The following is a 22,592-nucleotide window of genomic DNA, read 5'->3' on the forward strand; positions in this document are numbered from 1 at the left end:
CCGAAGGAATGGAGTGCGGGCCGACAGAACGGTATCCGCGGATATGAGACTGAGCCGAAGGCGTCGATGACATGCCGGGGGCGGACCGGGACGGGTTCAACGGCAGGCCCCCCCGACCGATTGCAAGCGGTCGGCGGGGCCATTGTGGCTCTTGACAGCGGATTGGGTCATATGAGCGAAGGCGCTAGCGAATAGGCAAGCCGACCGTTTGGACACATCGACTCAATCGGGGGCGCAGAATACCGTTCTGCGCCCCTAGCTTTTGCAGATGAGTGAGCAGCGTGTCCAGCGCACTCACAGGTCGAGCGCTCAGCCGCTGCGTCGTCCAATGCACAGCCGCAATTTTAGCCCGAACGTCGCTATCGGCTACATCACCGAGTTCGGCACGTTCACGAGTTCCTGAGCCTGGGAATGACTGCTCAGCCTGTGGGAACAGGCGGTCAGCAACCTATTACGGAGGAGCACGCGCTTACCCTTGACCCTGTTGACACCCGTAATGTCCTTGAGGTAGACGATCTTGGTATGGGTACCGAGGAAGTTGTTCTTCACGACCGCCTCGATACGATTGGGATAGATGCTTATTCCTTTGAAAACGCCGGCACCCTTATCGTGAAACAGCACGTGTTGTTATCCACGCGCGCCACCCCATGGAGTTCGATAAAACCATCTCTATGGCCACATTTTAACCACCGCAAACCCTTTTCGCGGTCGCGCGCAGAACACCAAATCGTGTCCGCACGAGGCTTTAAACTAGAGCCAATAAAGGTGTTTGATTCGCTTGGTGAGCTCTTAGGATGTTCCTCAAATCGCCGGCATCGGAGGAGGTCTTGCATGGTTTACGTATGGGAATCCGAGTTCTTTGATTCGGACGGCATGGTCGATGCCGTGCCATGTGGCTCGCTGGGCGGAGAAGGAACGTTTGGCTCCGACCTAAACGACGCTGTCGAAAGCGCCGCCGATTTTCTCGCATGTATGGTCGACGATCACCTAATGGGCGGCGTCGACCTGCCTGCGCCGGACTTTGGCCACGAGCCGCAGCACGGTGGCAAGATTATCGCCGTGGCCGTCAGTCGCGAACTCGGCGACATCCCCGCCGTCACCGCAGCGGATGCCGCTCGTATGCTCGGTGTTAGCTCAGCACGGGTATCGCAACTGATAAATGCAGGACTGTTGGATTCATGGAAGGATGGCACCAAGCGCATGGTGTCCAAAGCTTCCATCGAGGCACGACTCGCCGGCACCCCAAAGGCAGGACGTCCGAAAGAAATGCCTGTTGCCGCGTAAAGAGACGTCTATGCATACCATTTTGACATATTGACCATTGAGTTCTCTCGATTCGCTACGCACCGCGTCGCGAATCGAGCTGGACATATTGCCGCTGATTGCCGCGCATCTCCAATCCGAAGTGTAAGAGGAGTTTTCCATGACAGACAGACCGAAAACAACACTGCGCGACTGCATCTACGGACTTGCCGTCGGCGACGCGCTGGGCGTTCCATACGAGTTTATGCCTCGCGGCACGTTCGAATGCATGGACATGATCGGCTACGGCACGCATGGGCAACCCGCCGGCACCTGGAGCGACGACACATCTATGACGCTTGCTACCTGTGACTCGATTAGGGAGCTCGGACATATCGACACCGCGGACATGCGCGACAAGTTCGTAGACTGGATTGCCCGTGGCGAATATACGATCGACGGTGTTTTCGATTACGGCGGCACGACCGCCCGCGCCTTGCGTACCGGCAAAGGAGGCTCCGGAGAGCGCGACAACGGCAACGGTTCGCTCATGCGCATCGCGCCCCTGGCGTTTGTCGACGCGACGGACGAAGAGATCTGCGAGGTCTCCGCGATAACGCACGCTCACAGAACGTCAACTGAGTCATGCATCATATTTGTTGAGCTGATGAGAGACGTGCTGAGCGGCGCACTCCCCTCGTGGGCGCTGCAGCTGAAAAGCGCGCCCGAGCACGAAATCAGATCCGGCGGTTTCGTGCGCGACACACTTAAGGCAGCCACCTGGTGCTTCGTCAACACCAGCAGCTACGAAGACTGCGTGCTTGCCGCCGTCAACCTGGGCGACGACACCGACACCACCGCAGCCGTCGCAGGTGCCCTCGCCGGCACGGCATACGGTATCGAGGCCGTCCCGCAGGAATGGGTCGACACCCTGCGCGGTAAAGAGCTGATTGAGAACTGCTTGTTTTAGGGCGCGTCGGCAGCAGAAGCAAGCCAGGAGGCATCATGGAGAGGAAGATCGCGAATATCGCTGAGTTCCAAATGGACGAAAACGAGACCCCAATGCTCCCGGCGGGGCTGAGGGAGGAAGGAAACCTATACGTCCTCCCCGACGGGCGTTACCTCCCCTGCGGGGTCTACCGAACCGAAGGTGGCAGCTCACTCATTTATGAGCCATCCGGGCTCAGCTCCTTCGGGCAGATGCTTGCTCAATTCAATGAGCGCTAGAGGTTTGATTGCCCGTTAGATCGACACTGCTCCAAACCATGGGATGGGTAGCGAAGGGAGTCATAGAAAAGGGTCGGTTGCAGCCGGCCCTTTAGACATTAGCTCCTGCGTTGCCCGCGTCTCCGAAGTTTAAGCGCTGAGGAGCGGGTTCCGCGGCACACCTTGATTTTACCCGGTGGGGCGGCTCTTTTGCAGCCGTCCCACCGTTTATTTAGATCTACTACGACGGACAGCTCGCACTACTGCGTACTGTCCCGTACCACTCCCCTACTTACCAAATATCGCGCCAAACAAACCCTTGCGCTTGGACTTCTCTTCTCGGTAGGAGCCCTCGGCCACCGCTGCCGCCTGACGCGGCTGCTCGCCACCTCCACGGCGCACGATCTGGTACAGAAACGGCGATTTAACGTATTTGACCTCGATGGGCGTGGCGTGCACGGTGCTTTCGCTCGACAGCATCACGTTGGGATTGAGCGGTGCCACCACATGTGTCTCGCGCTTATCGCTAAACACCACCGCGGCCGCGCGGCCCGTCTGGCCGTTTACGGCAATGCGCACCTGCTCGCCTTCGCGGCTGTCCGTTGCCGGACGATCGACAAAGTAGACCGGCACCATCACCAGACCGTCCTTATGCTTGCGGGCCTTGTGCGCCCACGTGCGGATACTCTTTTTATTGAGCCCCAGCACCGCCTCGGCATCGTTGCCGGCAATGTCGAGCGCCAACTTATCAATGACCACCTGGTCCTTGGTAGACGCATCGACGGAGACAACGCGGAAGTCGCCTTCCTGCATGGCGGGATCGAACGGCCCAACCTTGGCAAAGTCCCACGGCTCCAAAATGCCCATAAGACGAACGTCCAGGTAGTTTGCCCGCGGATATGCCCAGTCGAGCACCTCGTAGTACACCAAGGTCTCCTTGCTCAGCCCCTTGCCCGGGAAGGACGCCATCATGCGCAAATCCGCGAGCGCCATGGGAAAGTAGAAGAGCATCATGTCGTTTTGGATCGCGTCTTCTACATCGTGACCGGCAAAGGCTTCCGCATACTGGCGCACCAGCTGCAGCGCGTTGGCACGTGCCTGCTGCGGCGAGATTTCACAGGGAATACCCTGCTCGGGTACATACTCCGCACCAACGCCCATGGTCAGGCGCTTGCTAAAGGTACCGGGCTTGAGTAGGTCTGCAACGCCGATCTTATTGCCGCAGGACGGGCATTCAAACACGCGCTGCGTGGACTCGCCTTCGAAGGATGCGCCACAGAAGGGGCACGGGATGCTCACGTGCGTGGCCTCCTGGAACTCCTGCGCCGTGCCGCGGTCCTCCCACAGTAGATGCTCCAGAACCGACTGGTTGCGCCAGTGCGCATGAAAGAAATACCAGTCGGGGTCCACCGGGCGCTCGAGCTGCGACACATGGGTGAGCTTAAGCAACCCATCGACAACCGTCAGCGGCGCATGGCGAATGCCCAGCGCGCTCTTGGGCTCCCCCGCATCGGCCTGCCACGGAACGACCGTGCCGCAATAGGCGCACTCAAAGCTGCGTTGAGCCTGGTGTGAGTACATGGGACCGCCGCAGTTTTGGCATTTAATGGCAAACATCTCGTCCATGGATACGTCCTCCTTTACGCAGGGGCTGTCGACATTAAGTATGTCGAGCAGGCAGGCACAAGCCCATACCCATGTGGCCCAAAATGGAGCACCCGGTCGGACAAGAAGCCCCGCTCGTTAGCTCCAGCAGACCATTGCTGCATTTTCTGAGCATCGGCGCACGGCGCGCCCATGCGAGCTACACTATCCCCTTAAACGAGGATGCGAGGAGGTACGCCATGCTATTTGTAAATCGGCTGGTACATACACTTGTTCCCGGCAGCAAGGGCGAGCCGGTCGATGCATCTTGTCGCACCAACGCGGGCTTTGCCGCAAGCCTCATCTGCATTGGCCTCAACATTACCCTGTGCTTGGCCAAGGGCATCGCGGGTCTGCTCGCCGGCTCTGTCTCACTTGTCGCCGACGCCTTTAATAACCTCTCCGACGCCTCGAGCAACATTGTGAGCTTGCTCGGGTTCCGCCTTGCCAGCCGCCCGGCAGACGAAGGCCACCCCTATGGCCACGGCCGTTACGAATACCTCGCCGGCTTGTTTGTCGCCGTCCTCGTTTGTGCCGTCGGCATCAACCTGGTGCTCGAGTCCATTACCAAGATCATCAAGCCCTCCCCCACCGCCTACACGCTGGTCTCCCTAGCAGCCCTCGTCTTGTCCATGCTCGTCAAATTATGGATGGCCGCATTCAACCGCGCGCTGGGCGACCGCATCGACTCGGAGACGCTCATCGCCACGGCGCAGGACTCCAAAAACGACGTCATCACCTCGGGCTCGGTCTTGGCGGCGGCGCTTATTTCGCAGACGACCGGCTTTGACCTCGATGGCTGGGCAGGCCTGGGTGTGGGCATCTTCATTTGCATCAGCGGCATGGGCCTGGTGCGCGACGCCATCAGCCCGCTGTTGGGACAAGCGCCCGACCCCAAGCTCGTCCAGGAAATCCGCGACAGGATCATGTCGTACCCCCAGGTCTTGGGCACACACGACCTCATGGTGCACGACTACGGCCCCGGCCGTCAGTTTGCCAGCGCACACGTGGAAATGCCCGGCGAGGGCGATGCCTTTGAGCACCACGAGATCCTGGACGCCATCGAACACGATATTAAACGCCAGATGGGCATCGACATCACGCTGCACTGCGACCCCATCGCCACCACCGGCGACGACCTGCGCGGCTGGGTCAAGCGTGGCGTCATACAGATCGATCCCGCGCTCTCCATCCATGACCTGCACGAGCACGATGGCTTTGTGTCATTTGACCTGGTGCGTCCCGACGGCTTTCGCATCTCCGACGACGAGCTGTTGGAGCGCGTAACGCATATCGTGCACGAGCGCAGGCCCGATGCATCATGCGTTGTCACGTTTGACTCGGGCTTTAGCTCGCCCGACCGTCCGGCAGAACAGCTGTAATCGACAGCAAAACGGGACGCAGGACCGCCGACCAACGCGCCCATGCGCCCGGTCACGCGATCCTACGTCCCGTTTTTGTTTGCACCGCTAAGGCTCTAGCCGCTCGGCCGCTAGTTTCCCTGCGCGCCCAAAATGCCGTTTTGCAGGGCATCCCAGGCGTTCGTTGCCATATCACCCAGATTCTGAGCAGTATCACCGAGGTTCTGGGCTGTGTCGCCCAGCTCTTGGGCCTTATCCCCAAGCTCCTGCGCCTTGTTGCTCAGGTCCTCCAGCGTGTTAGAGCTCGAGCTGTCCGTGGCGCCTTGATCAGCGGACGCATTGCCCGACGAGCCGTCCTTGCGCGAGAGCTGAATCTCAAGGTTGCCGTCACCGTTGTAGTAGGCAGATGTGACGACCCAGTTGGCATCGACGACGGGCGTCGAGCCGTCGTCGGTCAGGATCACAGCGTTCGAAAGGTCGGCCCCGCGCGACTTGAGGAGCTTCTTGGCGTTTGACCAGTACTGACCCGGGATATCGCTCAGGTCGACGGTGCCGGACTGGGCAGTCTCGGTCTGCTCGGCCGTGGTATCAGTCGTGGCGCCCCGCTTGTTGAGCATGCCCGACACAATGGCGAACACAACCGACAAGGCAAAGAAGATCGCCAGCACGATGAGGATCTTCTTAATCACGCTCGACGAACGCGAAGGCTTCTTCTCCTCGTCCTCGCCATACTGGGGGATGGACTTGGGATACTCACGATACGGCTCGCGCGCGTATCGGTCGTGCGACTCGTAGCGCGGCTGTGCCGTGCGCGGCATATACGTCGTCTGCTGGGGCTGCGGAATGGGATTTTGCGGCAGGTTGTTATAGGCATCTGCCGCCGCATTGCCATACGGGTCCGGCGTCGCGTTGCCATACGAGTCCTGCGGTGCATAATCAAACGGATCCCGTGGTGTATCGCCATAGCCCATAACTCGTGTGGGTTCGGCAGACATCTGTGTCGCATCGGGGACAGCATTGCCGGGATTCGGCACGATACGGGTCGTGTCGGCGCTACCGCCGGCCTGTGCGGAGCCATATCCGCTCATCACAGTCGTCTTGTCCTGGTCCATGCAACGATTCCTTTCCGTCGCCCGTAAGCATCAAGTTATCCATGCATTCTACCCGCGCAAAAGCCTATGATGGACAAAGCCCGCCGGTATCTACAAGACATGCGCGGCCGACGGTCACAAGCGAATCGAGGATATGTCATGGCAAAAAGCAAGCTCATCAAGGACACGACGCGTGCCGAGCGTGAGGAGATCATCAAGCTAGCGCTCGCTGGCTGCGGCAACGGCAGTTGCGACAACTGCGGAAGCTGCAGCTTGGGAGCCGGCGATCCATATGGCACCTACCAGCCCTACATTGACGGTGAGATGGAAATCGCCGATATCAACATGATGGTCGCCGAGCGCAACGCCAAACTCTTCGGCCTCCAGCGCGGCTAACGACCTCTTCTTGGGCTGTGAACCATAAAATGCGCCCATCTACTACGTTTAACCCAAGGGTACCAACATATCCTTGTTGAACTTGGCGACACCTATACCCTGGCCCTTTACCTGAGGATAGGTCCACGTAGCCGTGATCTGGCACGTGTCATCGGGGGACGGGTCCAGCGGGCCTTCGCCAACCGCAGCCGTAAAGTCAACATCCTGCGTAGCAGAGACGGCTTCGTAGCCCACCTGCGCACTGTCATCGTCCTTCGACTTCAGCTGCTCCAGCGTCGTGGCCACCGTTGCGATGGTGCTGGCCACGCTCTCCTCGGTGCTGGTAAGCACGGCGCTCAGCTCGGACACTTCACCTCATTGACCCAACAGCCACAAAATGATCCGTAATCCTTCCGTCCCCAAGGGATCAAAAAGCCCCGCCGGGCCTTGGTAGGCGCGGCGGGGCGGGCAAGCGGCTATGAGCAGCAGGCTTAGAACAGGCCGGTGATGTTGCCGTCGTTGTCGACGTCGATGTTCTCGGCCGCGGGAACCTTGGGTAGACCCGGCATGGTCAGAACGCTGCCGGTCAGCGCGACCACAAAGTGGGCACCGGCGGAAACCTTGAGCTCGCGCACGGTGATGCGGAAGCCCTCGGGTGCGCCCAGAGCCTTGGCGTTATCGCTAAAGCTGTACTGGGTCTTGGCGACGCACACCGGCAGGTTACCAAAGCCGTTCTCGCGCAGCTCGGCGAGCTGGCGCTTGGCAGCCGGCGTAAAGTCGACGCCATCGGCGCGGTAGACCTTGGTGGCAACGGCCTCCAGGGCGTCGGCCACATCGGCACCGTCCTCGTAGGCAAACTTGAGCTCGCTCGGCTGCTCAATCAGGCGCATGACCTCATCGGCCAGGTCGAGCGCACCCTCGCCGCCCTTAGCCCAAACCTCGGACAGCTTAACGTTGACGCCGAGCTTCTGGCACTCGGACTCGATGAGCGCAAGTTCGGCCTCGGTGTCCGTCGGGAAGCGGTTGATGGCGACCACGCAGGGAAGACCATAGACGTTCTGGATGTTGTCGACGTGGCGCAGCAGGTTGGGCATGCCGGCCTTAAGGGCCTCGAGGTTCTCGTCGTTGAGGTCGGCCTTGGCAACGCCGCCGTTGTACTTAAGCGCGCGGGCAGTGGCGACGACCACGACGGCGCTGGGACGAACGCCCGTCATGCGGCACTTGATGTCCAGGAACTTCTCGGCACCAAGGTCGGCGCCAAAGCCGGCCTCGGTAATCGCAACGTCGCCAAAACGCATGGCCATGCGGGTGGCCATGATGGAGTTGCAGCCGTGGGCGATATTGGCGAAGGGGCCGCCGTGGACAAACGCGGGCGTGCCCTCGAGCGTCTGCACCAGGTTGGGCTTGAGCGCATCCTTAAGCAGCGCGGCCATGGCGCCCTGAGCCTTGAGGTCGCGGGCGCGGACGGGCTCGCCGGCATAGCTGTAGCCGACGACGATCTCGCCCAAGCGCTCTTTGAGATCGTTGATACTCGTGGACAGGCACAGAATCGCCATGACCTCGGAGGCAACGGTGATATCGAAGCCGTCCTCGCGCGGCACGCCCTGGGCCTTGCCGCCAATGCCATCGATAACATGGCGCAGTTGACGGTCGTTCATGTCGACGACGCGCTTCCAGGTGATGCGCTTAACATCGATGCCGAGCTGGTTGCCCTGCTGAATATGGTTGTCGAGCATGGCGGCCAGCAGGTTGTTGGCGGCACCGATAGCGTGGAAGTCTCCGGTAAAGTGCAGGTTGATGTCCTCCATGGGGATGACCTGGGCCCAGCCGCCGCCGGCGGCACCGCCCTTTACGCCAAAGACGGGACCGAGCGAAGGTTCGCGCAGGGCCACGGCGCTCTTGACGCCGCGACGACGCAGGCCATCGGCCAGACCGATGGTCGTGGTGGTCTTGCCCTCGCCCGCAGGCGTGGGATTGATAGCGGTCACAAGGACAAGCTTGGCCTGGTGATCGGTCGGCTCGTTGAGCAGGGAATAGTCGACCTTAGCCTTGTCGAAGCCGTACGGAATCAGGTGCTTAACGTCGACGCCGGCGTTCTTGGCCACCTCGGTAATAGGTAGCGGCGTAACAGAACGTGCGATTTCGATGTCAGTAGGCATGGGCGGTCCTTTCGTTACCGGATGAGAAAAAGACCAATTCAGCATAGCACGGGCGCGCGATAGTAAAACGCCCATAACCGATGAACGGCGATATGTTTATCCAATGCCCAGCGATAGCCTACAGACCAGCCAAAACAAAGCGCCCTAAACGGTAGGTTCAATCCCCAAGTGCTCAAAGGTGCGCAGGGTTGCCTGGCGACCCTGCGGTGTGCGAATCATCAAGCCGCACTGCAACAGGTAGGGTTCGTAGACATCTTCGAGCGTACCCGGATCCTCGCCCACCGCGCTGGCAAGGGTCGTCAGGCCCACGGCACGGCCGGAGAACGTCTTGGCGAGCGTCTCCAAGATGCGAATGTCCATCCAGTCCAGACCAAGCTCATCAATCTCAAAGAACTCGAGCGCCTGACGGCAGATATCAAGCTCAATAGGACCGTTGCCGCGCACCTGGGCGTAATCGCGCACGCGCTTGAGCAAGCGGTTGGCAAGACGTGGCGTGCCACGCGAGCGTGAGCCGATCTCGAGCGCGCTCGGATGGTCTATTGTCACGCCCAAAATGGTTGCCGAGCGCGTCACAATCTGGGCAAGCTCCTCGACCGTGTAGTAGTCCAGGCGATACGAAATACCAAAACGGTCGCGCAGCGGGCCGGTCAGCATACCCGAGCGGGTCGTTGCCGCCACCAGCGTAAACTTGGGGATATCCAGGCGAATCGAGCGCGCCGCCGGACCTTTGCCAATCACGATATCGAGCGCAAAGTCCTCCATCGCGGGATACAGGACTTCCTCGACCGAACGGTTGAGGCGGTGGATCTCGTCGATAAACAGCACGTCACCCGGCTGCAAGTTGGTAAGGATGGCCGCCAGGTCGCCGGTGCGCGCGATGGCTGGGCCACTCGTCGTCTTAATCTGAGCGCCCAGCTCGTTGGCGATAACGGTGGCCAGCGTGGTCTTGCCCAGACCCGGAGGGCCCGAGAAGATCACGTGGTCGAGCGTCTCGCCACGGCTCTGCGCCGCCTCGATCAGCACGCGAAGGCTCTGCTTGATATGCTCCTGACCGCAGTAGTCGTCCAGGCGCTGGGGACGCAGGGTACGGTCGACATCGAGGTCCTCGGGCGTTAGCTCCGAGCCCACCATGCGCTCACCGTGCGCCATGGATGCCGCCGGCGAGCTGCCGGGCGTCGCCCACAGGTCCTGAGAGTCATCGGCTTCCCACATCACGCATCCATTCCGAGTCGCTTAAGCGCCGCGCCGAGCAGATCCTCGACACGCATATCCTGCCCATCATACCCGCTCAGAGCGACATCGGCCTCCTGCGGGCTAAAGCCCATGGAAAGGAGTGCCGCGCGGGCATCATCGATGGCCGAGGGAGCGGCAGCGGGCACGGGCATCGCAACCTGTCCGGGAATCACGTCGACCGGCACAAAGCCCTTATCCTTGGCAAAGGTACTCTTGAGCTCCAGAATGAGGCGCTGAGCTGTCTTTTTACCCACACCGGGCACCTTAGCCATGCCCTTGTCGTCCTCGGCCATCACCAGCGAATACAGCTGCCCTACGGTATAGGTGGAAAGCACGGCGAGCGCCAAGCGCGGGCCAACGCCCGAGACGGACACGAGCCGGTCGAACATTGTGCGCTCATCCTTTGAGGAAAATCCGAAAAGTGTCATGGCGTCCTCGCGCACCTGCATGCGCGTGTAGAGGCGGACCTCGCCGCCGGGCGTCGGCAACGTGGCCGCAGTGCTGCCCGAGATGCCGAGCTCAAAGCCCACGCCCGACACATCGACGACAGCAGAGCTCATCGTGGCCTCGACAAGCGTTCCGTGGAGCTGGGAGATCATCAGTATCCGGTTCCTCTCTGTTGATAGAACTCGCCGCCGGTAAGCGCGCGGGTGCGGCTGAGGTTAACGTGACAGATGGCGCAGGCCAGGGCATCGGCGGCATGGTCGGGGTGCGGGTCGTGATCGAGCTGCGTAAGCGTGCGCACCATGTAGGCGACCTGTCGCTTATCTGCGGCGCCGGTGCCCACAACAGCCTGCTTAATCTGCATAGGCGTGTATTCGCCAATCTCGAGCGCGCACTCCGAAAGCGCCACAAGCGCAGCGCCGCGGGCATGCGCCGTGGGGATGGCCGAACGAACGTTGGCGCCAAAGTAGATGCTCTCGATAGCAGCGGTATCGGGACGATAGCGTTCGACAACGCCCTTGAGGTCGCGGGCGATATGCGACAGGCGCACCGCGAGCGGGCTGCCCGCACTGGTCTCGATGCAGCCATAGGCACGACAGCGAACCTCGCCACGTCTCTCCTCGATAATCCCCCACCCCGTATGGGCCAAACCAGGGTCGATACCCAAGATAACCAAGCCAACCTCCCCTCGCCACAAGCGCAGCGCAAGGCAAGGCCCCACGCACTATTCACGAACGTCTGTTCTAGAATAACACAACAGCGACCGTATCTAGCAAGCAAGGTCGAACCATAGGTTGAGCATAAGTCAGCGAGCGAGTCCCTGCCGTGGCAAGGTGTCGCGAAAGAGGAGCGCCGCGTACTTCTGTACGCAAGCGACGGTTTGAGCGGCAGATGGCCCGGCAGGGGCTCGCGTAGCGTCGACTCGTTACGCGGTTTGGCAAAACCGCGTAACCTTTGCCCCATCCCCAGTTTAGTTCTGCGAGAAAAAAGGAAACTGACGGGGATCCACCGGCGGATGTGGCATCGGCGTGCCCTGGGGCCCGCCCTGCGGTCCGCCCTGGCCGCCCATCATCCTTTCGATGGCGTCCTGGACCTCGCCCTCGAACTTTTTCATTCCCTCGTGCAAACGACGCTGACCGTCCTCAGAGCGCAGCTCCTCCATCTGCTCGGGCGAAATACCCAACAGCTCACCCAACAGACCCATCATCTCACCGCGCATGCGATCGCCCGTATCGCTATCGGCAAAGCGGCGCACTTCGGCGCGCGCCAGTGAATCAACCGTCATGCGCTCCTTGCCGTTGAGCCCCAAATCGGACCACGCAAGCATGTACGGCCAAGCGCGCTCGGCAAACGAACGGGCCGAAACGATCGGCGCCGTCGGCAACATGCGACGGGCAGCCTCACCCTGTCGAACGAGCATCAGCAGCAGCGAGCAGGCCTCAGGCTTGCCAGCGGCCATCGGGATGTCGTCGAAAGATCGATTGCGGTCCACGTGCGCCTCGAGCGCGCCATCGACCTCACCCGGCTCAAGCCCGTCGAGCAGCTGTGCCGCGCGGTCGAGCATATCGACCGGACCGTCGAGCGTCGAGAGCGCCTGCGCCAGCACTCGCTCCATACAATCTTCCACCGCGTTGAGCGTCACGAGCTCTTGGGGCACCACGGCAGACGTGCGGTTGCGCACGCGCGCCACAAACTCAAGCGTCGACAGGTACACATCGCCAAAGGGCGCAAAGTCGCCCTGGTAGCCGCCGGACAGTGCGGGCGCCGCCAGCGCGTACTCGGTCTTGGAGAGCGGGCTCAACGCCATGGCGCCCAGCTCGAGCGCCGTATCCTCGAGCATCAGGCCCAGAGTACGCGAGCGCAGACGCTCGGCATCGCCCGCCGACACGTCGCGATCGAGCACACGCGCCGCATCCGGTGCATCGCGCTCGACGGTGCGAATGTGCAGGCGCTCGGCAATCGCGCGGACGGCGGCACAGCGGGCAGCCTCGGCCTCTTCCTGAGCCGGCGTAAAGATACGGTTGCGCCCCAGCACAAGGCCAATCACATTACGCGGGCCCAGAGCGTCAACGGCAAGTGCCGCCAGCAGGGACGACGGCAAGTCACCCTCGAGTGCCACCACAGCACGCGACGCGCCGCGAGCGCGGGCGTTGTCGCGCACGGCGAGCACCAGCGCCTGCCACAGCCACTCCTCGGAACGAAACTCGGGCAGTTCGTGATCTTCCAGGGCATCGAGCATCACGCCGCGCTGAATCTCCTGAACCAGCAGGCTCTCCTCAAAACACGGCGCCTGGGCCACCACGCGACCGCAGTCGTCGAGCACAAACGAACCGCCGGTATATACCGACTCGTCGTACGCACCGACCGGCGCCATGCAGGCAAACCACACGCTGCGCTTAGATGCGATCTTGCGGTAGGCACCGCTGCGAACGGCGGCGATGGCGGCAGTCTCGCGGTCGGTCATGTCAAACGCGTTGAATTGGAAATACGCAATAAGGTCAACACCGGTCGGCAACATCTCGAGTTCGCGGTCCAAGTCAAAAATCACGGCGATGCGCACGCCGTCCACGTCGAACACCGGCGGCGCCCAACGCGTGTCGTTGTTCTCGCCACGCTGAAGGGCAATGCTCGATCGCGCCGGCACCACACGACCGTCCTTGAGCATCATGTAGTCGAGCAGCGGCTGGCCCTCAAACGAAACCGCCGCGGGCACGATGCAGATCATATCGAGCTCTTGGATACGCTCGGCAACACCGGTCAGGCCTGTCAGCATGTCGTGCTCAAAGTCGGCAGTACCCACCAGGCCGCCGGGCAGAGCACCCATAAAGAGCGGAGCCGGGACGCACAGCACGCGCGCCCCGCGCTCGTGGGCCAGACGAGCCTGGTCCTCGATGCGACCGCAAATGCCCTCAATATCACCCAGGCGCATATCGATCTGTGCAAGCGCGAGCTTCATGGCCCAGCCCTTTCCGTCGTAAACCATCGAAACCGTAGTAAAAGCGCCGGCCGCATAATGCAGCCGGCGCTTGCATGTGCATATGCTAGCTATGATACCCCGAGCGGGGGCGCGCTCCTAGAACGTCGCGGACCACAGCCCATGCAGGTTGCAGTAGGCATAGACGGTACCGGTCTTGGAGCCGCCAGCGAAAAACGTCGCGGGCTTCATGCCGGGCTCAAGGTAATGGACCTCCAGGCGGCCCTCGGCCTCAAGCGCGATCCACTCGATGTAGTGCTCGGGCAGCATGGGGTGCTCCGTCGAGCCCACGCGCGCACGAATGACGTGGCCGTCGCGCTCGATCTCGACAACAGGCACGTGCTTCTCGTGCGCCGCATCCTCGGTGTTTGCCGTCAGCTCCGTGCAGCCGGCAGGGGTCGCAACGTCGTCGCCAAGAGCGGCAACGAGCTTGCCGTCGGAGTCTTTAAAGAATTTCGCCATGATGTTCTCCTTTGCTGATGTGCCAATGTTCTCGTTAGTTCTTATGCCCAAAGAGCGCCGAACCATCCATGGCATTACAAATGAACACATAAGGGGTGAGGCAAGCGGTCGGGCCAGGACGAACCGGCGACCTGGCCCAGCCCGGCAGCCCCATCCCGCGCGCAGCTAGCGACCGTCGCCACCGAGCAGCGCCAGAACGTCCTCGCGCGTGAACAGCGCCGACGAAATGCCGTCACCGCCGAGCACGCTGTTGACCAGATCACGCTTGGACTCCTGCATCTGCATGATGCGTTCCTCGATTGTGTCCTTGGCGATGAGCTTGTACACGGTCACGGTGTGCTGCTGGCCAATGCGGTGGGCGCGGTCGGTCGCCTGGTCCTGCGCCGCCACGTTCCACCACGGGTCGTAGTGGATGACCACGTCGGCAGCCGTCAAATTAAGGCCCACGCCGCCCGCCTTGAGCGAAATCAAGAACACCGGCACCTCGCCCGCTTGGAACTGCGCAACCATCTTGGCGCGGCTCTCTTTAGACGATGCGCCCGTAAGCTTAAGGAAGGCGATATCCTCCTTGGCCAGGCGCTTGCCGATGATATCGAGCATGCCCGTAAACTGGCTGAACAGCAAGATGCGATGACCGCCGTCGAGCGCGCCGTGGACGAGCTCCATACACGTATCGAGCTTGGCGCTTCCCGCCTTGTAGTCCGCGTAATGCAGATGAGGATCACAGCAGATCTGGCGCAGCTTGGTGAGCTCGGCAAGTACCTTGAGCTTATCTTTTTTGAACTCCCCGGCCTCGCGGTGCTGCACTTGCTGGGCAATGCGGTCCTGGTTGGCCAGGTAGAGCTTACGCTGCTCGCCGGTGAGCTGCGCCATCACCGTGTCCTCGATCTTCTCGGGCAGGTCGGCCACCACGTCTTCCTTGACGCGGCGCAGCACAAACGGCGACACGAGCGCCTGTAGGCGAGCGGCGCTGTCACCCTCGGCGTGCTCGACCGGGCTTTCGAAGCGCTTGGCAAACGACTCGCGCGTGCCGAGCAGGCCCGGCATCAAAAAGTCGAAGATGCTCCAGAGCTCGGACAGGCGGTTTTCGATGGGCGTGCCCGTCAAGGCAAAGCGCACGCCGGCAGGCAGACGCTTGGCGGCGCGAGCCACCTGCGTGAGCGGGTTTTTAATGTACTGGGCTTCATCCAGCACCACGCGGGCAAAGTCCTGCTCGACGTACTCGTCGATATCGCGGCGCATGAGGTCATACGACGTCACGACCACGTTGTGCTCGGCCACGCCGGCTATCTGCACGCGACGTTGGGCCTTGGTGCCCACAATGGCGCACACATCAATCGAGGGGGCAAAGCGCTCCAGCTCGGCAGTCCAGTTGTACACGAGCGATGCGGGACATACCACGAGCGTGGGCTTAGTGTCCCCCGCCTCCACGCGCGCCAGGATATGCGCGATCATCTGGAGCGTTTTGCCCAGGCCCATGTCGTCGGCCAAAATGCCGCCAAGGCCCAGATGCTCGAGCGAACCGAGCCACTGGTAGCCGTCGACCTGGTAGCCACGCAGCGTGGCCTTGAGCGCAGCGGGCACCGTAAAGTCCATCTTGCCGAGCGTGTCCAGGCGCTCGACGGTGCGACGGAATGCAGCGTCGCGATCGGCTTCGAGCGCGGAGGTGCGCGCAAGCATGCTGTCGACGAACAGGGTACTCGACGCGGGAAGCGACACGCCGTCGAGCAGGTCGACAGCATCGACCCCCAGATCCTCGGCAAGGCCAAACGCGGCGCGCGCTCCCTCGTCCAGGCGAATGATGTCGCCCGACGTGAGACGAGCAAACGTCTGGTGACGCTTGTAGGAATCGAGGTAGATGGCAAGGTCTGCCGCCGAAAGGCCGCTCGCGCCCAGTTCGACGTCGAGCAGGTTACTCTTGACGGTCGCGCGCACCGAAAGCTTGGGCGCAGGGCGGACCGAGATCTGGCGCAGACGGTCGCTGAGCATGACCTCGCCCAGATCGGACAGGGCAGACAGGCCCTCAGTCAGCAAGTGGAACAGGCTCTCGTCATCGCGTTCCTCAAACGCCAGGCCACCCTCGTAAAAGTCGAAATACAGAGCCGCCGTATCCATAACGCGAAACTCTGCCACCTCGTCGCGCGGCGGCACGCCCGGGCGCTGCTCTTCGAAGGGGCTGCCCGGAGCGCCCATGCTAAAGAGATCTGCCGACCAGTCGCCGTAGGTAACCGTAATTTTGCAGGTCACAAGGCCATCGTCGACACCGATCGCCATGGCAAAGCTTGGCTCGGGCGCCACGGTATCGAGCACAGCGGGCGCGGCAAGGTCGGTGTAGTCGCGCAAGATAGGCAGCGCCATGCGGCAAAACTCACCCACCTGGTCGGCGGCGATATGGACCGGTGTGCGGCAGGGCAACAAGTGCGATAGGAACGGCGCGGCATGTTGGGCAAACGCCGTGTCGGTACGGCGCGCGCGGCGCGTATCGACCAGATAGGCGACGTCGCCCGAGGCAAAGCAGTACGTATCGGCCGGAAGGCGCAAGTCGTAGCTGCCCCCGGCTGCCGGCACAATCTTGGCAGCAATCAGCGGCGGGTGCTTAGCCGGGACTTCGCCCTCCCCTTCCGGCAACGACTCGACTGTCACCTCGTAGGCGCGGTGCGTCGTCGTCCCCCGCGACCAAGCAGGTTCAAAGGACATGGTCCTGCCACGCAGCAGGTCCAGCACGGACACGATGGAATACTCGGATACCGGCAGCTGACGCTCGGCGACAAAACCGCTGCGGGCAAAGTCGTACGATGCCGAGCGCGAGCTCGTAATATCGCCTAGGTAGGCGACCGTCATTGCAACAAAATCGAGCAGCTTTGCCGACACGTCATCGAAAGCCTCGGGCACATGGGCAAACGTAAGCTTCTTGCCATAGGAGAACGTACCGCCGCGCGCATAGGCATCGGCCATGCCGTCGATATCCTTAACCACGTAGGACACCGATCCGCAGCGGATGCGAAACTCAAGCGCCCAGCTAAAGCGATCGGCAAACAGCGGATTGTAGTACGGCACCAGCGAGGGCTCCAGCACTGCTTTGGGCGCATCGGGGTCAATGGTGCCAGCGAGCTTGCGGCGCATGGCCACGAGTTTATCCATGCGCGCGTCCGAAAGATCGGAAAGCGCTGCCACAAGGCTCGGGCTCGTGGGCACGGGCGCCGGGAAGGGAAAGTTGGGGTTGACCGCAGATGCGCTGGGCGCGGGGCGTGTGGGCTGCTTGGACTGTGCGGGCAGCACCGTAAACGTGCGGACCGGCGTGCGCAAACCCTCGACGGGCTCGGCGCCGCTGGCATCCAGATACGCCAACGCCGTGGCGATGGCGTGCTTGCACATGCCGGAATAGCGGAAGGCGGCGGGGCAATCGCAGTCGTAGTCGACAACCTCGTGCTCGTCCATATCGAGCGCCACATGCGTCTTATACAGGTCGCCGCGCGAACCACGCACCGTACCCTCGATATTCACGTTTTTGGAGAAGCGCGAGCCGGAGTCCTCAAACGACAGCACGGCGCCGTTGAGCATGAGCGAACGCCCCTTCATAAAGGTACTGCTGAGCGCCGCCTCCTTACGAAGCGCCTGCACAAACGTCCCCTGCGCCATCGCTTCCTCCAATCTCACCCGGGGTAGCTAATTTGGGACGGGGCTATTTTAGCTACCCCCATATGTCGGTTGAGATGTGTTCCGACCCCGACTCATTCGCCGTCAGCCAAAGGGTAGCTAAAAAAGCCCCGTCCCAAATTAGCTACCCCGCCAACGGCGTCCTTAGATCACCGTCACGCGACCTTGGTTGCCGACGATGGCCTTGGCCTCGGCCAACAGCGGAATCGAGCGTGCGTTGACCTTAGCAGGTATCTCGGCACGCAGCACGCGTCCGTCCGCCTGCTCGATAAAGATCTCTACGCGGTCGCCGCCCGGGTTGGCGGTGAGCACCGTGGCAAGACGCGCCATGTTGCCCTGGCTAAAGCGGCTGTTGGGCACCATGACCTCAAACACCTTGGGCTTGTTGTTCTCCTCGTTGAGCTCAAGCGGCACAATCTCCTGCGCGATGATCTGGTCGCCGCGGTCCGAGCGCTCGAGCTTGCCCTTAATGCGCACAAACGCATCGGACAGCTGCGCGCCGGTCTCGGGGTCGACCTCGCCGTACAGATACCCCTCGGCCTCCTTGAAGGTCTTGGGGAACACCACGACGGTGGCCTCGCCTTCCATGTCCTCGAGCTGCACGATGCCCATGGGGTCGCCGTTTTTGGTCACGCGCTTGGACACGCTCGAGACCATACCGGCCCACCACAGCGCCTTGCCCTCGGGAATTTCCTGGTTGATGGTGCCGCCCGTGGGGTTCTGCACCTCGTAGCCGGTGTCGATCTGCGAAAACGAGAAGTCGCGTGCTTTGCTGAGCGCATACTCAAACGGGCGCAGCGGGTGGTCCGAGACATAGATGCCCAGAACCTCCTTCTCCTGGCTCAGCTTAAGGTGGCGGTCCCATTCCTGGCCATCCGGATCGGGTACGCTCACCTCAAAGCCCGAGCCCTCAACGTCGCCAAACATGTCGAAGAACGACGTCTGGCCGCTCGCGCGATCCTTCTGGCGCTTTGCCGCGGCATCGATGATGTTCTCGGGGTTGTTCTTGTCCACAAAGTGCATCATCTGACGACGCGGATACCCCGTGGAGTCGAAGGCACCTGCCTTGATGAGCGATTCGATCACGCGACGGTTGGCCTGGCTCGAGTCCACGCGCTCGACAAAGTCATGCAGCGTCTTAAACGGACCGCCCGCCTCGCGCTCGGCGATAATCGCCTGCGCCACGCCGGTGCCCACGCCGCGGATGCCGGCCAGACCAAAGCGCACACCTTCCTTGGTAGCCGTGAACTCGGTACCGGACTCGTTGACATCTGGCGAAAGCACGGGGATGCCGTCGTGACGGCATGCCGAGACGTAGTGCACGATCTTGTCGGTCTTGCCCGTATAGGACGTCAGGACGGCCGCCATGTACTCGTGCGGATAGTGCGCCTTGAGCCACGCCGTCTGCATAACCAAGATGGCGTAGCCGGCGGAGTGCGACTTGTTGAAGGCGTAGGATGCGAACTCGAGAACATCGTCCCAAATCTTCTGGGCGACCTCGCGCGTGTAGTTGTTCTTGATGGCGCCGTTCATCCAGTGGTCGTAGGTGGTCTCGTCCGAGCCATCCTCCCAGTGGAGCACCGTCGACGTGAGCAGCTTGATCTTCTTCTTAGCCACGGGCTTACGGATACGCGAGTCCGATTCGCCCTTGGAGAAGCCGCACATCTCGACGGAGATGAGCATAACCTGCTCCTGGTAGACCATGGTGCCGTAGGTTTCGCCCAAGATGTCGTCCAGACGGTCGTCGTAGGAGACGGCCGGCTCCTTGCCGTTCATACGGTTGATGTAGGACGAAACCATGCCGGCGCCCAGCGGGCCCGGGCGGTACAGGGCGATCAATGCCACGACGTGCTTGTACTCGGTGGGCTTCATGTTCTTGATCGTGGCCGTCATGCCGGCGGACTCGACCTGGAAGACGCCGGCGGTGTGGCCGGAGCCCATGAGCTTAAAGATCTCGGGATCGTCAAAGGGAATCTCTTCCTCTTTGATGTCGATGCCGAAGTTCTTTTTGATGTTTGCCTTGGCCTTGGAGATAACCGTCAGCGTACGCAGGCCCAAGAAGTCCATCTTGAGCAGGCCCATGTCGGCAACGGTATGGCCCTCGTACTGGGTAATCTCGACGCCGCCCTTGGTGTCGAGCTTGGTGGGCACGTGCTCGTTGACGGGGTCGCGGCAGATCAGAACGGCGCACGCATGCACGCCCTCGCCACGGGTGAGGCCCTCGATCGAGAGCGCCGTGTCGATGATGCGGCGGGCGTCGTCGTCCTTTTTATAGGCCTCGGCAAAGTCGGGGTTAAACAGATCCTCTTTGCCGGGTTGTTTTTCGAGCACCTGCTTGAGCTTGACCTTGGGGTCGCTCGAGACCATCTTGGACAGGCGCTGGCCCATGTAGACCGGGTAGTCCAGGACGCGCGCGGCATCGTTGATGGCCTGCTTGGCCTTAATGGTCGAGTAGGTGATGACGTGGGTGACCTTCTCGGGACCGTAGAGCTGGCGAACGTGCTCCACGACCTCGAGACGCCGCTCATCGTCGAAGTCCATATCGATATCGGGCATCTCGGTACGCTGCGGGGACAGGAACCTTTCGAACATCAGACCGTTCTCGAGCGGGTCGAACGCGGTGATGTTCATGGCGTAGGCGACGATAGCGCCGGCGGCCGAGCCACGGCCGGGGCCGACGCCGATGCCGTTGTCCTTGGCCCATTGCACGTACTCGGCGACGATCAAAAAGTAGGCGGCAAAGCCCTTGTCGCAAATGACCTTGTATTCGTACTCAAAGCGCTCTTTGATGTTGACGCCACCGATCTCGCGCGTGGCCCAGTCGTCACCGTAGTGCTGGCGCAGGCCTTTCTCGCACTCGCGGCGGAACTGGCTCTCGTGCGTCTCGCCGGGATCGAGCAGCGGGAAGCGCGGCAGGATGATGGAGTCCCAGTCCAGCTCAACGTAGCACTTGTCAGCGATCTCGAGCGTGTTGTCGCAGGCCTCGGGGCAATACGGGAACATCGCCCGCATCTCCTCCTCGGTCTTCATGTAAAACTCCGAGCCGGTCATGCGCATGCGGTTGGGGTCGTCGACCTTGGCGTTCATGCCGATGCACATGATGACGTCCTGCACGGGCGCGTCCTCGCGGCGCAGGTAGTGGAAGTCGTTGGTGGCGATGACCTTGACGCCCACCTGTTTGGCGATATCAATGAGCGTGCGGTCCATCTGCTCGTCGGTCAGGCCGTTATCGGTGGTGATGCCGTGTTCCTGGATCTCGATGTAGAAGTCACCAGGCTCGAAGGTGTCGCGGAAGGTCTCGGCCCACTTGATGGCGCCTTCCATGTCACCGCGGTCGATGTATTTGGGGATGATGCCCGCGATGCAGGCGCTGGTGCAGATCATGCCCTTGGCGTGGCGGCGCAGGTTGTCGAGCGTCACGCGCGGCTTGTAGTAAAAGCCCTGCACGGCGGCCTCGGAGACCGTTTGCATCAGGTTGACGTAGCCCTCCTGGTCCTTGGCCAGAAGGATCATGTGGTAGAGCTCGGGCTTGTGGTCGCGGGCGAGCGTCTCGTCCGGCGTAAAGTAGACCTCGCAGCCAAAGATGGGCTTGATGACCAGAGGCGGCTTGAGCTCGTCGATATTGCCCTTCTCGTCCCACATGGCCATGTCCTTCACATACTGGGCATGCTCGCGCGGGTTTGCCTCGGGATCGGGCTCCACCAGCTCGTCGCGGCGGTCCTTTTCCAAGAAGGCCTTGTCGTGGCTCCACGTTTTGTACTCGGGCGTATTGTGGTTGACGGCGTCGCAGGCCAGCGCCAGATCGGGCACGCCATACATGTAGCCGTGGTCGGTAATGGCCACGGCGGGCATGCCCAGCTCTACGGCACGGTTGACCATATCCTGGATACGGGTTGCGCCGTCGAGCATGGAGAAAACAGTGTGGTTGTGCAGATGGACGAATGCCATGTGATGAGCTCCGATGCGGGTTCGTGTTCTGACTGAACGATTTTACCCCACGGCACGGACAGCGCCCGAACCTAGCCAAACCCACACGGGTAGCTAATTTGGGACGGGGCTCTTTTAGCTACCCCCATATGTCGGTTGAGATGTATTCCGACCCCGACTCATTCGCCGTCAGTCATAGGGTAGCTAAAAGAGCCCCATTACAGTTTGAGTCGTCCGAAAGGGCGGCTCTTTTCCGCTGCACGGCTATACGATTGAGCCGTACCGGTGGTCGCTGGCCGACCGCCCCGGACGGCCGTCAGCCCCTGCCCCGTAGAGGGCCCGGGACGTGTTGCCGCCGGGGCGGGAGGGGCCGCGGGGAACGACTGATAGAGATGTGCCGGGCCCGGACCGGGCCACGGCCGGGTAATGTGGGTGTCGCTTCCGCGGCTAACGGCCGGCTCAAGGGAGAGGATACACCATGCCTGCAGCAGAGACGCCCGTGGCGTACCTGGGGATCGACGTCGGGAAGAGCTCGCACAGCGCGTGCGCGCTCGATGCGGGAGGGGGCGTCGCCTTCAGGGCCGAGCTGGCAAACAGGCCCGACGACATCGACCGGCTGCTCGAGCGGGCCGGCTCCGGCGCGCTGGTCGTCGTCGACCAGAAGCGAAACATCGGCGCGCTGGTCCTCGCGCGCGCCCATGCGCACGGGTGTTAGCGTCAATCTATTTTTCACCAGTTTCGCTAAACAGGCGCGCCGTTCGCGCAAAGGCGGTTTCACCGGTTGCGCTAACGTATTTTCACCGATTCCGGTCACGGC

Annotated in this window: 18 protein-coding genes; 6 read left to right on the plus strand and 12 right to left on the minus strand. The window is 61.7% G+C overall.

Translation table 11 applies throughout. From position 1 onward, the window contains the following. Positions 1-366: 366 nt before the first annotated feature. Entirely contained in the window at positions 367-621 is a 255-nt protein-coding gene (locus ACTNBB_RS08295) for a hypothetical protein (protein ID WP_441057771.1), read from the minus strand. 210 nt (positions 622-831) lie between these two features. Here ACTNBB_RS08295 and ACTNBB_RS08300 point away from each other — a divergent pair, with 210 nt between their 5' ends. The 3 genes from ACTNBB_RS08300 to ACTNBB_RS08310 all read left to right on the plus strand — a co-directional run bounded on the left by ACTNBB_RS08300 (position 832) and on the right by ACTNBB_RS08310 (position 2,469). Continuing rightward, a complete protein-coding gene (locus ACTNBB_RS08300; RefSeq protein ID WP_441057774.1) occupies positions 832-1,284 on the plus strand; it encodes a helix-turn-helix domain-containing protein in 453 nt (150 codons plus the stop codon). 139 nt (positions 1,285-1,423) lie between these two features. Beyond that, a complete protein-coding gene (locus tag ACTNBB_RS08305; protein WP_441057777.1) occupies positions 1,424-2,212 on the plus strand; it encodes an ADP-ribosylglycohydrolase family protein in 789 nt (262 codons plus the stop codon). Positions 2,213-2,247: 35 nt separating this feature from the next. Beyond that, positions 2,248-2,469: a hypothetical protein gene (locus ACTNBB_RS08310; protein WP_441057780.1), complete on the plus strand. Its 222-nt coding sequence runs from the start codon at positions 2,248-2,250 to the stop codon at positions 2,467-2,469. A gap of 267 nt (positions 2,470-2,736) precedes the next feature. Here ACTNBB_RS08310 and ACTNBB_RS08315 read toward each other — a convergent pair whose 3' ends face one another. After that, the gene (locus ACTNBB_RS08315; protein ID WP_441057783.1) at positions 2,737-4,074 is read right to left on the minus strand and encodes a hypothetical protein; all 1,338 of its coding nucleotides are present in this window, start codon (positions 4,072-4,074) and stop codon (positions 2,737-2,739) included. Positions 4,075-4,292: 218 nt separating this feature from the next. Here ACTNBB_RS08315 and ACTNBB_RS08320 point away from each other — a divergent pair, with 218 nt between their 5' ends. Further along, complete coding sequence (locus ACTNBB_RS08320; RefSeq protein WP_441057786.1) at positions 4,293-5,474, plus strand: cation diffusion facilitator family transporter; 1,182 nt, start codon at positions 4,293-4,295, stop codon at positions 5,472-5,474. Positions 5,475-5,584: 110 nt separating this feature from the next. On the opposite strand, the gene ACTNBB_RS08325 is transcribed toward ACTNBB_RS08320, so the two are convergent. Then, positions 5,585-6,565 carry a hypothetical protein gene (locus ACTNBB_RS08325; RefSeq protein WP_441057789.1) on the minus strand — a complete coding sequence of 327 codons (981 nt, stop codon included), beginning with the start codon at positions 6,563-6,565 and terminating at the stop codon, positions 5,585-5,587. A gap of 138 nt (positions 6,566-6,703) precedes the next feature. Here ACTNBB_RS08325 and ACTNBB_RS08330 point away from each other — a divergent pair, with 138 nt between their 5' ends. Continuing rightward, a complete protein-coding gene (locus tag ACTNBB_RS08330) occupies positions 6,704-6,940 on the plus strand; it encodes a hypothetical protein (protein WP_035137347.1) in 237 nt (78 codons plus the stop codon). Between the two features lie 48 nt (positions 6,941-6,988). Here the strand turns inward: ACTNBB_RS08330 and ACTNBB_RS08335 are convergent, their stop codons facing one another. The 9 genes from ACTNBB_RS08335 to dnaE all read right to left on the minus strand — a co-directional run bounded on the left by ACTNBB_RS08335 (position 6,989) and on the right by dnaE (position 21,796). Continuing rightward, positions 6,989-7,288, minus strand: coding sequence for a hypothetical protein (locus ACTNBB_RS08335; RefSeq protein ID WP_441057792.1), 300 nt, complete (start codon positions 7,286-7,288; stop codon positions 6,989-6,991). Positions 7,289-7,410: 122 nt separating this feature from the next. Further along, complete coding sequence (locus tag ACTNBB_RS08340) at positions 7,411-9,078, minus strand: formate--tetrahydrofolate ligase (RefSeq protein ID WP_427794639.1); 1,668 nt, start codon at positions 9,076-9,078, stop codon at positions 7,411-7,413. A 144-nt stretch (positions 9,079-9,222) separates the two neighbouring features. After that, a complete protein-coding gene (gene ruvB / locus ACTNBB_RS08345) occupies positions 9,223-10,290 on the minus strand; it encodes a Holliday junction branch migration DNA helicase RuvB (protein WP_128620210.1) in 1,068 nt (355 codons plus the stop codon). Beyond that, positions 10,290-10,910, minus strand: coding sequence for a Holliday junction branch migration protein RuvA (ruvA, locus tag ACTNBB_RS08350; RefSeq protein WP_154515896.1), 621 nt, complete (start codon positions 10,908-10,910; stop codon positions 10,290-10,292). Before ruvA ends, ruvB begins: the two co-directional genes overlap by 1 nt. Then, positions 10,910-11,431: a crossover junction endodeoxyribonuclease RuvC gene (gene ruvC / locus ACTNBB_RS08355; protein ID WP_035137351.1), complete on the minus strand. Its 522-nt coding sequence runs from the start codon at positions 11,429-11,431 to the stop codon at positions 10,910-10,912. Before ruvC ends, ruvA begins: the two co-directional genes overlap by 1 nt. Positions 11,432-11,725: 294 nt before the next feature. Further along, a complete protein-coding gene (locus tag ACTNBB_RS08360; RefSeq protein ID WP_441057795.1) occupies positions 11,726-13,711 on the minus strand; it encodes a hypothetical protein in 1,986 nt (661 codons plus the stop codon). A 117-nt stretch (positions 13,712-13,828) separates the two neighbouring features. Continuing rightward, positions 13,829-14,191, minus strand: coding sequence for a desulfoferrodoxin family protein (locus ACTNBB_RS08365; protein WP_154515902.1), 363 nt, complete (start codon positions 14,189-14,191; stop codon positions 13,829-13,831). 165 nt (positions 14,192-14,356) lie between these two features. Continuing rightward, positions 14,357-17,830: a DEAD/DEAH box helicase gene (locus ACTNBB_RS08370; protein ID WP_441057798.1), complete on the minus strand. Its 3,474-nt coding sequence runs from the start codon at positions 17,828-17,830 to the stop codon at positions 14,357-14,359. A 162-nt stretch (positions 17,831-17,992) separates the two neighbouring features. Next, positions 17,993-21,796, minus strand: a complete 3,804-nt coding sequence (dnaE, locus tag ACTNBB_RS08375) for a DNA polymerase III subunit alpha (protein WP_441057801.1) — start codon at positions 21,794-21,796, stop codon at positions 17,993-17,995. A 457-nt stretch (positions 21,797-22,253) separates the two neighbouring features. Between dnaE and ACTNBB_RS08380 the strand changes: the two genes are divergently transcribed. After that, positions 22,254-22,490, plus strand: coding sequence for an IS110 family transposase (locus ACTNBB_RS08380; protein ID WP_441057804.1), 237 nt, complete (start codon positions 22,254-22,256; stop codon positions 22,488-22,490). The last annotated feature ends 102 nt before the right edge of the window (positions 22,491-22,592 follow it).

The organism is Collinsella sp. HCP28S3_B9 (assembly GCF_052066095.1).
Taxonomy (GTDB): Bacteria; Actinomycetota; Coriobacteriia; order Coriobacteriales; family Coriobacteriaceae; genus Collinsella.

Coding starts and splice junctions, on each gene's coding strand:
- ACTNBB_RS08315 (WP_441057783.1), bottom strand. CDS start 4,074: ATGGACGAGATGTTTGCCATTAAATGCCAAAACTGCGGCGGTCCCATG.
- ACTNBB_RS08340 (WP_427794639.1), bottom strand. CDS start 9,078: ATGCCTACTGACATCGAAATCGCACGTTCTGTTACGCCGCTACCTATT.
- ACTNBB_RS08380 (WP_441057804.1), top strand. CDS start 22,254: ATGCCTGCAGCAGAGACGCCCGTGGCGTACCTGGGGATCGACGTCGGG.
- ruvA (WP_154515896.1), bottom strand. CDS start 10,910: ATGATCTCCCAGCTCCACGGAACGCTTGTCGAGGCCACGATGAGCTCT.
- ACTNBB_RS08325 (WP_441057789.1), bottom strand. CDS start 6,565: ATGGACCAGGACAAGACGACTGTGATGAGCGGATATGGCTCCGCACAG.
- ACTNBB_RS08310 (WP_441057780.1), top strand. CDS start 2,248: ATGGAGAGGAAGATCGCGAATATCGCTGAGTTCCAAATGGACGAAAAC.
- ACTNBB_RS08365 (WP_154515902.1), bottom strand. CDS start 14,191: ATGGCGAAATTCTTTAAAGACTCCGACGGCAAGCTCGTTGCCGCTCTT.
- ACTNBB_RS08300 (WP_441057774.1), top strand. CDS start 832: ATGGTTTACGTATGGGAATCCGAGTTCTTTGATTCGGACGGCATGGTC.
- ACTNBB_RS08370 (WP_441057798.1), bottom strand. CDS start 17,830: ATGGCGCAGGGGACGTTTGTGCAGGCGCTTCGTAAGGAGGCGGCGCTC.
- ruvB (WP_128620210.1), bottom strand. CDS start 10,290: ATGTGGGAAGCCGATGACTCTCAGGACCTGTGGGCGACGCCCGGCAGC.
- dnaE (WP_441057801.1), bottom strand. CDS start 21,796: ATGGCATTCGTCCATCTGCACAACCACACTGTTTTCTCCATGCTCGAC.
- ACTNBB_RS08305 (WP_441057777.1), top strand. CDS start 1,424: ATGACAGACAGACCGAAAACAACACTGCGCGACTGCATCTACGGACTT.
- ACTNBB_RS08330 (WP_035137347.1), top strand. CDS start 6,704: ATGGCAAAAAGCAAGCTCATCAAGGACACGACGCGTGCCGAGCGTGAG.
- ACTNBB_RS08360 (WP_441057795.1), bottom strand. CDS start 13,711: ATGAAGCTCGCGCTTGCACAGATCGATATGCGCCTGGGTGATATTGAG.
- ACTNBB_RS08320 (WP_441057786.1), top strand. CDS start 4,293: ATGCTATTTGTAAATCGGCTGGTACATACACTTGTTCCCGGCAGCAAG.